Annotated in this window: 16 protein-coding genes; 15 read left to right on the top strand and 1 reads right to left on the bottom strand. The window is 49.2% G+C overall.

What is annotated here, in order from left to right; all coding sequences use genetic code 11:
• Positions 1 to 6: 6 nt before the first annotated feature.
• The 5 genes from tpiA (at position 7) to K7G97_RS13145 (ending at position 5,101) form a co-directional block, all read left to right on the top strand.
• Positions 7 to 759 (top strand): triose-phosphate isomerase, encoded by a 753-nt coding sequence (gene tpiA, locus K7G97_RS13165; RefSeq protein ID WP_023469215.1) that lies wholly within the window; start codon positions 7 to 9, stop codon positions 757 to 759.
• On the top strand, positions 760 to 2,307 hold the full coding sequence (gene gpmI, locus K7G97_RS13160; protein WP_195864534.1) for a 2,3-bisphosphoglycerate-independent phosphoglycerate mutase: 1,548 nt from the start codon (positions 760 to 762) through the stop codon (positions 2,305 to 2,307). It abuts the gene before it with no gap.
• Between the two features lie 59 nt (positions 2,308 to 2,366).
• Positions 2,367 to 3,659, top strand: a complete 1,293-nt coding sequence (eno, locus tag K7G97_RS13155; protein ID WP_023469213.1) for a phosphopyruvate hydratase — start codon at positions 2,367 to 2,369, stop codon at positions 3,657 to 3,659.
• 269 nt (positions 3,660 to 3,928) lie between these two features.
• Complete coding sequence (locus K7G97_RS13150) at positions 3,929 to 4,840, top strand: acyl-ACP desaturase (protein WP_035396308.1); 912 nt, start codon at positions 3,929 to 3,931, stop codon at positions 4,838 to 4,840.
• Between the two features lie 12 nt (positions 4,841 to 4,852).
• Entirely contained in the window at positions 4,853 to 5,101 is a 249-nt protein-coding gene (locus K7G97_RS13145) for a hypothetical protein (RefSeq protein ID WP_230088506.1), read from the top strand.
• 138 nt (positions 5,102 to 5,239) lie between these two features.
• Here K7G97_RS13145 and K7G97_RS13140 read toward each other — a convergent pair whose 3' ends face one another.
• Positions 5,240 to 5,560: a hypothetical protein gene (locus tag K7G97_RS13140; protein ID WP_035409954.1), complete on the bottom strand. Its 321-nt coding sequence runs from the start codon at positions 5,558 to 5,560 to the stop codon at positions 5,240 to 5,242.
• Between the two features lie 135 nt (positions 5,561 to 5,695).
• Here K7G97_RS13140 and K7G97_RS13135 point away from each other — a divergent pair, with 135 nt between their 5' ends.
• From K7G97_RS13135 to K7G97_RS13090, 10 genes are all read left to right on the top strand, one after another.
• Positions 5,696 to 6,040, top strand: a complete 345-nt coding sequence (locus K7G97_RS13135) for a hypothetical protein (RefSeq protein ID WP_087681328.1) — start codon at positions 5,696 to 5,698, stop codon at positions 6,038 to 6,040.
• A gap of 356 nt (positions 6,041 to 6,396) precedes the next feature.
• The gene (locus tag K7G97_RS13130; RefSeq protein WP_035396311.1) at positions 6,397 to 6,636 is read left to right on the top strand and encodes a hypothetical protein; all 240 of its coding nucleotides are present in this window, start codon (positions 6,397 to 6,399) and stop codon (positions 6,634 to 6,636) included.
• Between the two features lie 200 nt (positions 6,637 to 6,836).
• The gene (locus tag K7G97_RS13125; RefSeq protein WP_035396314.1) at positions 6,837 to 7,817 is read left to right on the top strand and encodes a LacI family DNA-binding transcriptional regulator; all 981 of its coding nucleotides are present in this window, start codon (positions 6,837 to 6,839) and stop codon (positions 7,815 to 7,817) included.
• A complete protein-coding gene (rbsK, locus tag K7G97_RS13120; RefSeq protein ID WP_223040746.1) occupies positions 7,814 to 8,692 on the top strand; it encodes a ribokinase in 879 nt (292 codons plus the stop codon). The genes K7G97_RS13125 and rbsK overlap by 4 nt, the downstream gene beginning before the upstream one ends.
• Positions 8,689 to 9,078: a D-ribose pyranase gene (gene rbsD, locus K7G97_RS13115; RefSeq protein WP_058713319.1), complete on the top strand. Its 390-nt coding sequence runs from the start codon at positions 8,689 to 8,691 to the stop codon at positions 9,076 to 9,078. The genes rbsK and rbsD overlap by 4 nt, the downstream gene beginning before the upstream one ends.
• Positions 9,079 to 9,090: 12 nt before the next feature.
• On the top strand, positions 9,091 to 10,569 hold the full coding sequence (locus K7G97_RS13110; RefSeq protein WP_029342468.1) for a sugar ABC transporter ATP-binding protein: 1,479 nt from the start codon (positions 9,091 to 9,093) through the stop codon (positions 10,567 to 10,569).
• Between the two features lies 1 nt (position 10,570).
• A complete protein-coding gene (gene rbsC / locus K7G97_RS13105) occupies positions 10,571 to 11,539 on the top strand; it encodes a ribose ABC transporter permease (protein WP_050678685.1) in 969 nt (322 codons plus the stop codon).
• Positions 11,540 to 11,566: 27 nt separating this feature from the next.
• A complete protein-coding gene (gene rbsB / locus K7G97_RS13100) occupies positions 11,567 to 12,484 on the top strand; it encodes a ribose ABC transporter substrate-binding protein RbsB (RefSeq protein WP_035396322.1) in 918 nt (305 codons plus the stop codon).
• 147 nt (positions 12,485 to 12,631) lie between these two features.
• Positions 12,632 to 12,865: a preprotein translocase subunit SecG gene (secG, locus tag K7G97_RS13095; protein WP_023469201.1), complete on the top strand. Its 234-nt coding sequence runs from the start codon at positions 12,632 to 12,634 to the stop codon at positions 12,863 to 12,865.
• Positions 12,866 to 12,966: 101 nt separating this feature from the next.
• Positions 12,967 to 13,707, top strand: coding sequence for an alpha/beta hydrolase (locus tag K7G97_RS13090; protein ID WP_023469200.1), 741 nt, complete (start codon positions 12,967 to 12,969; stop codon positions 13,705 to 13,707).
• Positions 13,708 to 13,717 lie beyond the last annotated feature (10 nt).

The raw sequence follows: 13,717 nt of genomic DNA, 5'->3' as shown, positions 1-13,717 counted from the left end.
TTCTCAATGCGTAAACCAATTATCGCAGGTAACTGGAAGATGAATCTGACGCTCAAGGATGCAGTCGCATTCGTTGAGGAAGTCAAAGGAGCTGTACCTGCTTCGACGACAGTCGACGCAGCCGTCTGTGCGCCAGCAGTATTCTTGGCACACTTGACAGAAGCAGCAGCTGGTACGGATCTTAAGATCGGTGCTCAAAACATGTACGACAAAGAGAGCGGTGCGTTCACTGGTGAAATCAGCCCGCTCATGCTCAAAGAACTCGACGTGACTTACGTCATCCTCGGTCACTCTGAGCGTCGTGAGTACTTCGGCGAAACAGATGCGTTCATCAACAGCAAAGCGAAAAAAGCGTTCGAGCACGGTCTCGTTCCAATCGTTTGTGTAGGTGAAACACTGGAAGAGCGTGAAGGCGGCAAGTTCGAAGACGTCATCCGCGAACAGACAGCAAACAGCCTTAAAGGTCTTACTGTCGACCAAGTGAAAAATCTCGTCGTCGCTTACGAGCCTGTCTGGGCAATCGGAACAGGTAAATCAGCGACAGAACAAGATGCACAAGATTCTTGTAAATTCGTCCGTGACGTCGTTGCAGCTGAATTCGGTGCTGAAGCAGCAGAAGCTGTCCGCATCCAATACGGTGGTAGCGTCAAACCGGAAAACATCAAAGAATATATGGCTCAACCAGACATCGACGGCGCGCTCGTCGGCGGTGCAAGTCTTGAGACAGGATCGTTCCTCAAACTGTTGGAGGCGATTTAAATGAAAAAACGTCCAGTCGCACTGATCATCCTTGATGGTTTTGGTATGCGTGACGAGGAGTTCGGAAATGCCGTTACGGCGGCAAACAAACCGAACTTCGACCGTTACTGGGGTCAATACCCGCATACGTTGTTGAATGCGAAAGGCGAATACGTCGGTTTGCCTGAAGGTCAAATGGGGAACTCAGAAGTGGGTCACCTCAACATCGGTGCAGGTCGCGTCGTCTATCAATCGCTATCCCGAATCAACAACGCGGTCAAGGATCGCTCGTTCTTCTCGCGTCAAGCGATGAACGATGCGGCAGGTCACGTGAAGAAATACGGTTCAGCGCTTCATATCTTCGGTTTGGTCTCTGACGGTGGAATCCACAGTCACATCAACCACTTATATGCAGTGCTCGAATTCGCGAAACTTCACGAAATCGAAAAAGTCTACCTCCATGCTTTCACGGACGGTCGTGACTGCGACCCACAATCGGGCGCTGGTTTCCTCCGTGACGCGCAAGCGAAGATGGATGAATTGAATGTTGGACAATTCGCGAGTATCTCTGGTCGCTACTATGCGATGGATCGCGATAACCGTTGGGAACGCGTCAAGAAAGTCTATGACGCCATCACGTTCGGTGAAGGTCCAACGACGAAGGATCCAATCGGCATGGTTGAAGCTTCGTACAAACAAGACGTAACGGATGAGTTCATCGAACCAACTGTTGTCGTGCAGGAAGACGGTACGCCAGTCGCACCGATCCACGATAACGATGCGATCGTGTTCTTCAACTATCGTCCTGACCGTGCGATTCAGCTTTCAAAAGTCTACAAAGAAAAAGGTGGCTTCGACGGATTCGAGATTCCGGACAACGCACCGAAGAACCTGCTACTCGTCTCGATGACGAAGTACTCGGATGCGATCGATACGGACATCGTCTTCCCGCCTGAAGACATCAAGAACACGCTTGGGGAGACATTGTCAAAACAAGGTCTCAAACAGCTACGCATCGCGGAAACGGAAAAGTATCCGCACGTCACGTTCTTCTTCAACGGACAACGTGAAGAACCATACGAAGGGGAAGATCGGATCTTGATCCCTTCACCAAAAGTCGCGACATACGACTTGAAACCGGAGATGAGCGTCTATGAAGTCACAGATGCCCTCGTCGACGCAATCAACTCGGACAAACACGACGCGATCATCCTCAACTTCGCTAACCCGGATATGGTCGGTCACTCGGGTATGCTCGAGCCGACGAAAAAGGCGATCGAAGCTGTCGATGAGTGTCTTGGGAAAGTCGTTGACTTGATTCTCAGCAAAGGCGGCGCGGCAGTCATCACGGCTGACCACGGGAACGCGGATAAAGTCCTCAATGCGGACGGCAGTAAGATGACGGCGCATACGACGGAACCGGTTCCATGTATCGTGACGGTCGAGGACGTTGAACTCCTTGAACCACTCACAGGTGCACTCGCTGACCTCGCACCAACGGTCCTTGATCTCCTCGGAGCGGACCAACCAGCAGAGATGACTGGTAAATCGATCGTATTGAAGAAATAATCCCGTCGATCGAAGTAGCTACACCACATATTTCTTACACACAAAAGGAGCGAATTTAAATGTCAATGATTACAGAGATTTACGCACGCGAGATTCTTGATTCACGTGGTAACCCAACAGTAGAAGTAGAAGTTTATACAGAAGATGGCGGTTTCGGTCGCGCACTCGTACCATCAGGTGCATCAACTGGTGAGCACGAAGCAGTCGAACTCCGTGATGGCGACAAAGCACGTTACCTCGGAAAAGGTGTTTTGAAAGCTGTTGACAACGTCAACGAAAAAATCGCACCAGAAATCATCGGTTACGATGTCTTCGACCAAGCTGGAATCGACAAAAAGATGATCGATCTCGACGGTACGAAAAACAAAGGTAACTTCGGCGCTAACGCAATCCTTGGTGTTTCTATGGCTGCTGCACGTGCTGCTGCTGATGAGCTTGGTCTTCCACTTTACACATACCTCGGTGGATTCAACGCGAAAACATTACCAACACCAATGATGAACATCATCAACGGTGGATCACACGCAGACAACAACGTGGACTTCCAAGAGTTCATGATCATGCCTGTCGGTGCTCCAACATTCAAAGAAGCACTTCGTATGGGTGCTGAAATCTTCCACGCGTTGAAATCAGTTCTTAGCGGAATGGGTCTTAACACAGCAGTTGGTGACGAGGGTGGATTCGCTCCAAACTTGAAATCAAACGAAGAAGCAATCACAGTTATCCTTGAAGCAATCGAAAAAGCTGGCTATAAAGCAGGCGAAGATGTTTATCTTGCAATGGACGTCGCTTCTTCTGAGTTCTACGATAAAGCAGCTGGAACATACAACCTCGCTGGCGAAGGCAAAGTCCTCTCAACAGAAGAGCTTGTTGAATTCTACGCACAACTCGTTGACAAATACCCAATCATCTCAATCGAAGATGGCTGTGACGAAAACGACTGGGATGGTCACAAACTCCTTACAGATCGTATCGGACACAAAGTTCAACTCGTTGGGGATGACTTGTTCGTAACAAACACTGAGAAACTTGCTGAAGGTATCGAAAAAGGCATCGCTAACTCGATCCTCATCAAAGTTAACCAAATCGGTACGTTGACTGAAACATTCGACGCAATCGAAATGGCTAAAAAAGCTGGTTACACAGCTGTCGTTTCTCACCGTTCTGGTGAAACAGAAGATTCAACGATCGCTGACATCGCTGTTGCGACAAACGCTGGTCAAATCAAAACAGGTTCACTTTCACGTACAGACCGTATCGCGAAATACAACCAACTTCTCCGCATCGAAGACATGCTTTCAGACGTTGCTGTCTACGACGGAATCAAATCATTCTACAACCTCAAGAAGTAATTTCAGGTTGATCGTTTGAACAAGCTATAAGGAAAACCTCCTATTCGTGTGATACGTACACACGGATAGGAGGTTTTTTGTGTATCAAGCGATGTCAAACATGAAAACCATTTTTGTCATTAAAACTATACTAAACTGTCAAAAAATTGATTCATCTTAGTAGATGACTAAAATGTTATACTCATAAATAAGTGCAAATTAAATAGTTATAGGCATTAATTACATCTTGCTCGATGAAGATGACAAATACGTCTAAAGGAGATACGATCATGTTAAATTCAGATTTAGATATCCGTTTAGAACCACGCATTCAAGAGTTATATCGACTTCACAAGGAGCGTTCAGCCAACATCGACTGGAGCTACCACGAGTTCATTCCGTGGGATAAGGCGATGTCGTTTAAACGCGTTCCTTGGGACGAAAGCCAAGTCACGCTGCCGGAAGGTGTCATCGTCGCAATCGAGACAGCATTACTGACAGAAGTCAACCTACCGTGGTACACGTCGCACTTAGACTATACATTCAAGAACTCGATGGAAGTCATCAATGACTTCGTCCGGACATGGACAGCAGAAGAAGATCAGCATTCGAACTTACTCGAGACGTATTTACTCGTCACGCGAAACGTCAATCCAACGCGACTTCATCAATTAAGAAGACGCGTCGTTGAAAACGGCTGGTTCCCGGACTTCACGAACCCGTTAGCGACAATGGCATATACGTCACTGCAAGAGTTAGCGACACTCGTCTTCTATAACAACGTCGCGAAAATCGCAGGGGCACACGACAAAGACTTAGCAACGCTACTCCGTCGTCTAGCGAAGGATGAAGCGCTGCATTATGCGTTCTATCGTGACACGGTCAAAGCACATCTAGAGCTTGACCCGAACTTCATCGTCTTCTTCGAAGACGTCATCATCAACTTCTCGATGCCAGGTGCTGTCATGCCGGACTTCACGGAACGGATGAAGACGATTGCTGTTGATACGAACTATGGACCACTCCAATACTTCGACCAAGTATTAGACGTCGTCGTCAAATTCTGGGGCATCGCTGATTTAGAACCGACAACTGACGAAGCGAAACAATCTCAAGCGAACATCATGAAGTATCATGGACGTTTGAAGCGTATCAAGGAACGTCAAGAACGCCAACTCGAAAAAGCGAAGATTGACGCGTAAGGGGGAATGAAGATGAAGTGTGAAATCTGTGGAACTGAAACGAACAACCAAGTCAGTTACTTGGAACTCGACACGTGGGAATTCAATTCTCTGAACAAAGAAGCCAAAGACTTCTATCCGATCTGCTTTGATTGCTTTGACAAGCATACGAATCAGTTCATCGATCAGGAGATGGATCTCGAATTACGTAAAAAACGTTCGCAAATGGTCAACAAAGAAGTAGAAGCTGAAATCGAAGCGATTCTTGAGGTTGAGAATTAAGTCGTCTTTACCATACGTGAAGGGAAACAAAACCGGTAGTGCTTTGGCGCTATCGGTTTTTTATTATCCCTAAAAAAAGCAGTAATCTCTTGCTTCACATGTTTTGTGAAAGAAGAAATAGCTGCTTTTAACATGAAGTCAGTCTTCGATGAATGTAACGAGATAATGATGGGCAGAATGAAGCGGTGCACGGGTCACGAAAAAGTCCGGGAGATCGACGTCGATTCCCAATTCGCGCAGTGTATCGGGATCCAAACATTCCTGAATCAAACGTTTGATGTCTTGTAACAGTTCATCGTGCAAGTTCGCTTCCTTCGGAAAGGCACGTTTCGCGTCATCGCGCAACAATAGCACGATCGGTGGTAGACCTCGTAAGAGATCGACCTGAAGGGGCTGCTGATGACGTTCGAAATAATCATTCAGACAACTGACGACCTTCATCGAGTGTTCTTCTTTCATCCGATCCCAACTCTCTGTATGTGACTGTAACTCTCTAGCTATTCCCTAATTGAAGCGAGGATATGCAGGGAAACTGGAAATCAAGCATTACGAGGACGCTGTTCGGGGTAGAACTAGAGGGAAGGGGGAATCGACATGCTATTTCGGTTTTTGTTTTTAGGGCTTGATACGTCGATTGGTGACATCCCGTTGCGCCTCATCTATTTTACGGAACTCATACTATTCATCGGTTTGTATCAAATCACGAGCCGGTTTTCGCGTCAGAGTCTGATTTTGGGAACGGCACTCGGAATTGGCGGACTGATTGCCATCTTACCCGGTGCGCTCTATATCATCCGTTATAATCCGGAGGATGCCGTCATCGATGTCACGTTCCTATTGATTTATTTGTTTGAGCCGCTGGCAATCGTTGCGTTCGTTGTTGCTTTGATTCGGCGTTTGTTCGTGGAGCGAAAAAGAGCCGGGAAAGCAAAAAGATGAAAGACTTGTTAGCTAGACTCCGATTGTTCATTGATTTCCGTCCAAGACGTCGCTTTCCGCGGGCGGAAGGCAAGCCTCCTCGTCGCGTGTGCTCCTGCGGGGTCTTACCTATTCCGCTATTCCCGCAGGAGTCTCCGTCTTTTCTGAAAATCAATCGTCTAGTGCTATCTAATCTGACAATCAATACACCGTAAGCTGGCGTGACGCTGTCTTACGGTGTATTTGCGTGTACCTCCAGATACTTTCTTTCAATAGTGTAAGGAAGAGTAACTGGAAGAATATTCTATAATAGAGGGAGAGCGAAATCAGATCTTAGTTGGTTTCGTAAGATTCTGGTGATTATAGGAGTGAGTTTCATGCATAAAGTGTTGTTCGGTTTGTCCATTTTGAACAGTGTCTACATTATGAATAACTTATTTACGTATTCCGATAGTTTTTTGAATGCACCACTCGGCGTAACGACAGTCATTGCCGTGACATTAATGTTTCTGAATGACAGTGTCAAAAAAGATAAACCGTCATTGTACACGAAAGCGACGGATGGGCTAGGATTCATTAATATTTTGATTGGTCTTTCACTAATCGTCTTTATCTAAGAAAATGATCCAAAGATTTCAATTGAATAACAATACGCTATTATCTTGAGTCTGACGCCGCGTCAGGCTTCTTTTTTTATGGTCCAATCCAAGGACTCGAAAAAAATAAAATATATTTTAAAGAAAAAAGATTGATGTGTAACCGGTTACACAATATGATGATTCTTGTAAGCGTTATCAAAAGAAAGAGGTGGCGAAACATGTCGACCATCCGGGAAGTAGCGAAAGCGGCACATGTCTCCGTCGCGACGGTCTCACGCGTCATGAACGAAAAGGGTTATGTCAGTGAGAAATCGCGTAAGGCGGTGCTTCAGGCAATCAAACAATTGGATTATCGACCAAACCGGGTCGCGCGATCGTTGTTCCAAAAACGATCCGGACTGATCGGATTGATTGTTCCAGACATCACGAACCCGTTCTTCCCACAACTCGCACGGGCTGTGGAAGATATGGCACATCAACATGGTTTTCAGGTCATTTTGTGTAACACAGACGAACAGTTTCAGAAAGAACGCGAATATATCAAGTCACTCGAGGCGATGCATGTCGACGGATTGATCATCACAACGAACTACTCAAACAATCCGAACTATGAAGAACTCGAAGTGCCGGTCGTAGCATTAGACCGTGTATTACAAGGTGCGATTCCGACGGTGACGTCAAACGGATACGAAGGCGGGAAAAAGGCAGCTTCGTTCTTACTTGCTTCTGGTGCGACGGAACTGGCCGTCATCAGTGGTCCATCGAAACTCCCGACGATCAAGAAACGACGGGATGGCTTCGAAGAGATTGCTGGAACGCATCTCGTTGCAAGCATCGAGTCACCGTTCCACTTTCAAGGGGCGCTTGATGCCGCGAACTATCTGTTTGATCACTATCATTGCAACGGGATCTTTGCTGCGAGTGATGTTATCGCCGCAGCAACGGTACAGGTAGCTGCGGAACGCGGGATTACAATTCCGGACGAGCTACAAGTCATCGGCTATGACGGCATTGAACTCGGACAAATGATTTCACCACCGTTGACAACGATTGCGCAACCGATCTATCAAATGGGAGAACTAGCCGCGAAACTCTTGATTCAGCGGATTGAAGGCACACCGATTGCCGCCGTCCATCATGAGTTGACGGTTGAGATCATCGAACGGGAAACGACGAAACGGAAGGATGAGGAAGCATGAAACAAATCAGTGTCATCGGTAGTATCTCGATGGATCTCGTCGTCGAAAGTAAACGCCGTCCAGGTGCAGGCGAAACGGTCATCGGGGATGCCTTTCATACCGTACCGGGCGGAAAGGGTGCGAACCAAGCGGTCGCAGTCGCGCGTCTCGGCAGTACCGTCGAAATGATCGGTTGCGTCGGTAGTGACGCGAACGGTGAAGCGATCCGCGAAAACTTCAAGACGCAAGGAGTGCAGACGACACACTTGCAAACGATTGAAGGTGATCGGACGGGCACAGCACACATCACGCTCGCTGAAGGCGACAACTCAATCGTCGTCGTTCAGTCTGCCAATCAACATGTCCAATTTGCGGATGATACACTCGCACCGATTCTAGCAGACAGTGAAATTATCTTACTCCAGCTCGAGATTCCGATCGAAACGGTTGAGACCGTTGCTCGCGAAGCACATGCAGCCGGTATTCCAGTCGTCTTGAATCCAGCACCGGCGATGTCACTCAGTCCAGAATTGATTGAACACGTCACGTACTTAACGCCAAACGAACATGAATGCGGCTTGATCTTCGGACAAGACCAGCCAATCGAACATTGGTTGATGGAATATCCGAATAAATTAATCGTAACGGAAGGCAGTCGCGGGGCACGCTTCTACGATGGTAAGTCGATCGTGACGATTCCAGCGATCGAGACGACGGTCGTCGATACGACAGGAGCAGGGGATACGTTCAACGGTGCCTTAGCTGTCGCGTTAACGGAAGGACAACCGCTCGTTGAGGCAATTCGTTTTGCGAACCGGGCAGCCGGCTTATCGATTCGTGCGCTTGGCGCACAAGGCGGCATGCCGACACGGGAACAGATGGAGGGAGACGCATGAAAAAGCACGGTATCTTAAACAGTCATATCAGCAAAGTCCTGACTGATCTTGGTCATACCGATACGATCGTCATCGCCGATTGTGGCTTACCGATTCCAGACGGAGTCGCCCGAATTGATTTAGCACTGGAGCTCGGCACACCATCATTCCTCGATGTCGTCCGTGTTGTCGCCAGTGACATGGCGATTGAACAGCTGACACTGGCAACAGAGATCAAAGAAGCGAATCCGGACGTGCTCGAGGCACTGGAAGCCATGCAGATCGAAACGACGTTCGTCTCGCATGAAGAGTTCAAGAAACAGACACAGCAGGCGAAGGTCATCATCCGGACCGGAGAAGCGACACCGTACGCAAATGTCATCTTCCATTCCGGCGTAATCTTTTAAGGGGGTCATGCGATGCGTATCGAGATGACAGGTATCAAAAAAGCATTCGGTCCCGTCCCTGTCCTCAAAGGTGTCGACTTCGAACTCGCTGCGGGTGAGATCCACGCCTTGATGGGAGAGAACGGTGCCGGGAAATCGACGCTGATGAAGATTTTGACCGGTGTCCATAAAGCGGACGCAGGTACAATCCGCGTCGATGGACAGGACGTCGAATATAAGAATCCGAAGCTTGCCGAAGAGGCGGGGATTGCCTTCATCCATCAGGAACTAAACATCCTCCCGGATTTGACGGTGACGGAGAACTTGTTCCTCGGACGGGAGTTGAAGTCACGCTTCGGGATTCTCAAGCAAGGCGAGATGAAGCGGCAGGCAGAACGTGAACTCGCGGAATTGAACGTCTTCATGGATGTCGATCAACTTGCCCGGACGTTATCGGTCGGTCAGCAACAGATGATTGAGATCGCAAAAGCTTTGATGACGGACGCGAAGGTCATCATCATGGATGAACCAACAGCCGCACTAACGGAGCGGGAAATTCGCGCCTTATTCAGCGTCGCGACGGCGCTGCGCAACCAAGGTGTCTCGATCGTCTATATCTCGCACCGGATGGAGGAAATCTTCGAGCTTTGCGATCGGATCACCGTCTTACGGGACGGTATCTCCGTCTCGACACACGCGATTCCCGAGACATCGTTCGAACAGATCGTCCGAGAGATGGTCGGTCGTGAGATGGGTGAACGATATCCGGATCGTGACGTGTCAATCGGAGCGACTGTCCTTGAGGTCAAACAGGCGAGCGGGAAACGATTCGACGATGTCTCGTTCTCCGTCAAGGCAGGCGAAATCATCGGCTTCTCTGGTTTGATGGGTGCCGGGCGGACGGAAGTCATGCGCGGATTGTTCGGGGTCGATCGCCTGAAAGATGGGACGATCGAACTGAACGGACAGTCGCTGAAGATTAAGACACCTTACGACGCAATTCGCCAGGGCATCGGCTTTTTGACCGAGGACCGTAAAGGCGAAGGCTTGTTCCTCGACTTTTCACTACGTGAGAACATCTCGTTGCCAACGATTCGTTCGTTATCAAGATCCGGTGTCATCAAGGATCAGGCAGAACGTGATTTCGCAGAAGGATACTTGAAGTCGCTTTCGGTCCGGCACAGCTCGATGGACCAGCCGGCGAAGTCACTGTCCGGTGGGAACCAACAGAAGGTCGTCCTCGCGAAGTGGCTCGGGACACAACCGAAAGTCTTGATCCTTGACGAACCGACACGTGGTGTCGACGTCGGGGCGAAGAAAGAGATTTACCTCATCATGAACGAACTCGCTGCGGCGGGTGTCGCGATCATCATGGTCAGCTCGGACCTCCCGGAGATTCTCGGGATGAGCGACCGGGTCTACGTCATGCGCGAAGGCAAGATGAGCGGCATGTTGACACGACAGGAAGCGACGCAAGAAAGCATCATGACACTTGCGACAGGAGGACAATGATATGGAATTGATGCAAGGCAAGGTAACGGAAGCAAAACCGAGACGTCTTGGGATCGGACAAAAGCTTGGACCACTCGCAGGATTGTTCGCGATCGTCCTCGTCGTCTCGATCATGGAACCGGACTTTTTAACACTGAATAATTTATTTAACATCTTACGGCAAGTCTCGATCAATGCCTTGATTGCCTTCGGGATGACGTTCGTCATTCTGACGGGTGGGATTGATTTATCAGTCGGCTCGATTCTCGCGCTCTCGTCCGCCTTCGTCGCGGGTCTGATGACGGACGGAACGTCAGCGTTGATCGCTGTTCTGGCTGGATTGATCGTCGGAGCCGTCATGGGTGCCTTGAACGGGATGGTCATCTCGCTCGGGAAGGTCGCACCGTTCATCGCGACACTTGCGACGATGACGATCTTCCGCGGATTGACGCTCGTCTATACGGACGGGAAACCAATCACTGGTCTGAGCCAAGGTGGCTGGTTCGAATTGTTCGGACGCGGTTACTTCTGGATCTTCCCAGTACCGGTTCTGACGATGTTGATCGCCTTCGCGGTTCTCTACTTCATCTTGAAGAAGACGACGTTCGGTCGCTATACGTATGCGATCGGTGGGAACGAAGAAGCAGCGAAGTTGATGGGGATTCAAGTCAATAAAGTCAAAATCATGATCTACTCCCTCTCAGGTTTGATGGCAGCACTCGCCGGCATCATCCTGACGTCCCGTCTGAACTCGGCGCAGCCGACAGCGGGGACATCGTACGAACTCGACGCCATCGCAGCGGTCGTCCTTGGTGGGACGAGCCTGTCAGGTGGTCGTGGCTGGATTGTCGGTACCTTGATCGGTGCCTTGATCATCGGAACACTGAACAACGGTCTCAACTTGCTTGGTGTCTCCTCGTTCTTCCAACTCGTCGTCAAAGGTTTGGTCATTTTGTTCGCGGTACTCGCGGACCGGAAACAAGCAGCGTAACCCACACTCAAAAAGGAGGATCTACAGATGAAAAAATTACTTGCAGTCGTCATGATGGCATTAATGGTCTTCGCAGCCGCCTGTTCGACGGAACAGCCGGGCAGCAGCAACGGGGATACGAAGAAGAAGACGAAGGACTTCAAGATTGGTCTTTCGATTTCAACCCTCAACAACCCATTCTTCGTCTCGTTAAAAGAAGGGGCAGAACAAGAAGCAAAAGCACAAGGCGCAACGCTTCAAGTCGCGGATGCACAAGATGACGCGGCAAAACAAGCAAGCGACATCGAAGACATGGTTCAAAAGAAAGTCGATCTCATCTTGATCAACCCAACGGATTCAGCAGCAGTCGGTGCAGCCGTCCAAACAGCAAACGATGCGAACATTCCCGTCATCACAGTTGACCGCAATGCAGAAGCAGGCGACGTCGTCGCACACATCGCGTCGGATAACGTCGCGGGTGGGAAACAAGCAGGTGAATACATGATCGAACTCGTCGGCGATAAAGCTAAAGTCGTGGAGCTCGAAGGGATTCCAGGAGCATCCGCAACTCGTGACCGTGGGAAAGGGTTCCATGAAGCAGTCGACGGTAAACTTGACGTCGTCGCAAAACAAGCAGCAAACTTCGACCGAGCAAAAGGCTTGTCGGTCATGGAGAACATCCTTCAAAACAACAAAGACATCAAAGCCGTCTTCGCGCACAATGATGAAATGGCACTCGGTGCGGTTGAAGCATTAAAAGCAGCGGGTCTCAATGATGTTAAAGTCATCGGCTTCGATGCGACGGATGATGCCGTCAAAGCCGTCAAAGACGGAAAAATGGCAGGAACGATCGCTCAAAAACCGACTGAGATCGGGAAAATGGGTGTCGAGACAGCAATCAAGCACTTAAAAGGTGAAACAGTCGAGAAGAACATCCCAGTCGATCTCGAATTGATCAAACAATAAGGAAATAAGGCACCTGAGTCGACGATTCAGGTGTCTCTTTTTCATCAGGTGGAGCAGGCAGGAAAAAGTTCCTAAATCTATTCCTTGTTCCCGTACTTGTTTTTCTCTATAATGAAAGAAGCGTATATTACTGAAGGAGGATCATCGATGATCATTCATAACGTGGCTCTTGTCGGCCTCATCGTCGTTTCCGTTCTTCTCATCATCGTCGTTCTATTGATGTCGGGTCGTACGACCGGACTCGGAGCATTGACGGGTGGAGCAGAACAATTATTTGGTCGCCAAAAAGCTCGTGGCTTGGATGCGGTCCTAAATCGTGTGGCGTCTATCTTAGGGGCATTACTCTTCATCTTGGCGTTACTCGTCGCTTTTTATAAGTGAGCATTGAAACGACAGCCGTATGATCGCGCTGTCGTTTTTTGTATTTCTCGATATTCATTTTTTCCGGATATGGGGTATAGAGTTAGAGGGGGAATCATTTTATGAAAATCACTTTACCAAAACCATTCTTTTTCGAAGCCGGCCCACGTGCCGTTTTACTATTACACGGATTCACGGGATCGAGCGCGGATGTCCGCATCCTCGGTCGCTACTTGCAAAAGCAGGGCTATACGTCCCTCGCACCACAATATAAAGGGCACGCTGCCCCACCCGAAGAGCTGACGAAGACCGGGCCAGCCGACTGGTGGCAGGATGTCCTTGCCGGATATCAGGAACTCGTCGACAAAGGTTATGACGAAATCGCCGTTTGCGGATTGTCGCTCGGTGGCGTCATGTCACTGAAGTTATCGATGAACCGTCCGGTCAAAGCGGTCATCCCGATGTGTGCACCCGCCTACATCAAAAGTGAAGAAGTCATGTATGCAGGAGTCACCGAGTACGCACGAGAATTCAAGAAGCGAGAAGGCAAATCACAAGAAGAGATCGACCACGAGATGGCGTCCTTCGAACCGATGCCGACCTTGAAGGACTTGCAGGAACTGTTGCGCGAGACACGCGATTCGCTTGAGGACGTCTACGCACCGACGCTCGTCGTCCAAGCGCGCAATGATCACATGATTAACACCGACTCCGCGAACATCATCCATGATGGAGTCAGTGCCTTCCAAAAAGAGCTGATCTGGTATGAGAACTCAGGTCACGTCATTACGCTCGACAAAGAAAAAGACCAGCTCCACTCTGACATCTTGGACTTCCTGGAGTCATTGAACTGGAGCAAGTAACTGGAGGTGT

The sequence above is a fragment of the Exiguobacterium acetylicum genome (genome assembly GCF_019890935.1).
Taxonomy (GTDB): domain Bacteria; phylum Bacillota; class Bacilli; order Exiguobacteriales; family Exiguobacteriaceae; genus Exiguobacterium_A; species Exiguobacterium_A abrahamii.
Note: the sequence above shows the minus strand (reverse complement) of the source record. Positions and strands in the feature narration are given on the sequence as shown.

Coding starts and splice junctions, on each gene's coding strand:
- tpiA (WP_023469215.1), top strand. CDS start 7: ATGCGTAAACCAATTATCGCAGGTAACTGGAAGATGAATCTGACGCTC.
- gpmI (WP_195864534.1), top strand. CDS start 760: ATGAAAAAACGTCCAGTCGCACTGATCATCCTTGATGGTTTTGGTATG.
- eno (WP_023469213.1), top strand. CDS start 2,367: ATGTCAATGATTACAGAGATTTACGCACGCGAGATTCTTGATTCACGT.
- K7G97_RS13150 (WP_035396308.1), top strand. CDS start 3,929: ATGTTAAATTCAGATTTAGATATCCGTTTAGAACCACGCATTCAAGAG.
- K7G97_RS13145 (WP_230088506.1), top strand. CDS start 4,853: ATGAAGTGTGAAATCTGTGGAACTGAAACGAACAACCAAGTCAGTTAC.
- K7G97_RS13140 (WP_035409954.1), bottom strand. CDS start 5,560: ATGAAAGAAGAACACTCGATGAAGGTCGTCAGTTGTCTGAATGATTAT.
- K7G97_RS13135 (WP_087681328.1), top strand. CDS start 5,696: ATGCTATTTCGGTTTTTGTTTTTAGGGCTTGATACGTCGATTGGTGAC.
- K7G97_RS13130 (WP_035396311.1), top strand. CDS start 6,397: ATGCATAAAGTGTTGTTCGGTTTGTCCATTTTGAACAGTGTCTACATT.
- K7G97_RS13125 (WP_035396314.1), top strand. CDS start 6,837: ATGTCGACCATCCGGGAAGTAGCGAAAGCGGCACATGTCTCCGTCGCG.
- rbsK (WP_223040746.1), top strand. CDS start 7,814: ATGAAACAAATCAGTGTCATCGGTAGTATCTCGATGGATCTCGTCGTC.
- rbsD (WP_058713319.1), top strand. CDS start 8,689: ATGAAAAAGCACGGTATCTTAAACAGTCATATCAGCAAAGTCCTGACT.
- K7G97_RS13110 (WP_029342468.1), top strand. CDS start 9,091: ATGCGTATCGAGATGACAGGTATCAAAAAAGCATTCGGTCCCGTCCCT.
- rbsC (WP_050678685.1), top strand. CDS start 10,571: ATGGAATTGATGCAAGGCAAGGTAACGGAAGCAAAACCGAGACGTCTT.
- rbsB (WP_035396322.1), top strand. CDS start 11,567: ATGAAAAAATTACTTGCAGTCGTCATGATGGCATTAATGGTCTTCGCA.
- secG (WP_023469201.1), top strand. CDS start 12,632: ATGATCATTCATAACGTGGCTCTTGTCGGCCTCATCGTCGTTTCCGTT.
- K7G97_RS13090 (WP_023469200.1), top strand. CDS start 12,967: ATGAAAATCACTTTACCAAAACCATTCTTTTTCGAAGCCGGCCCACGT.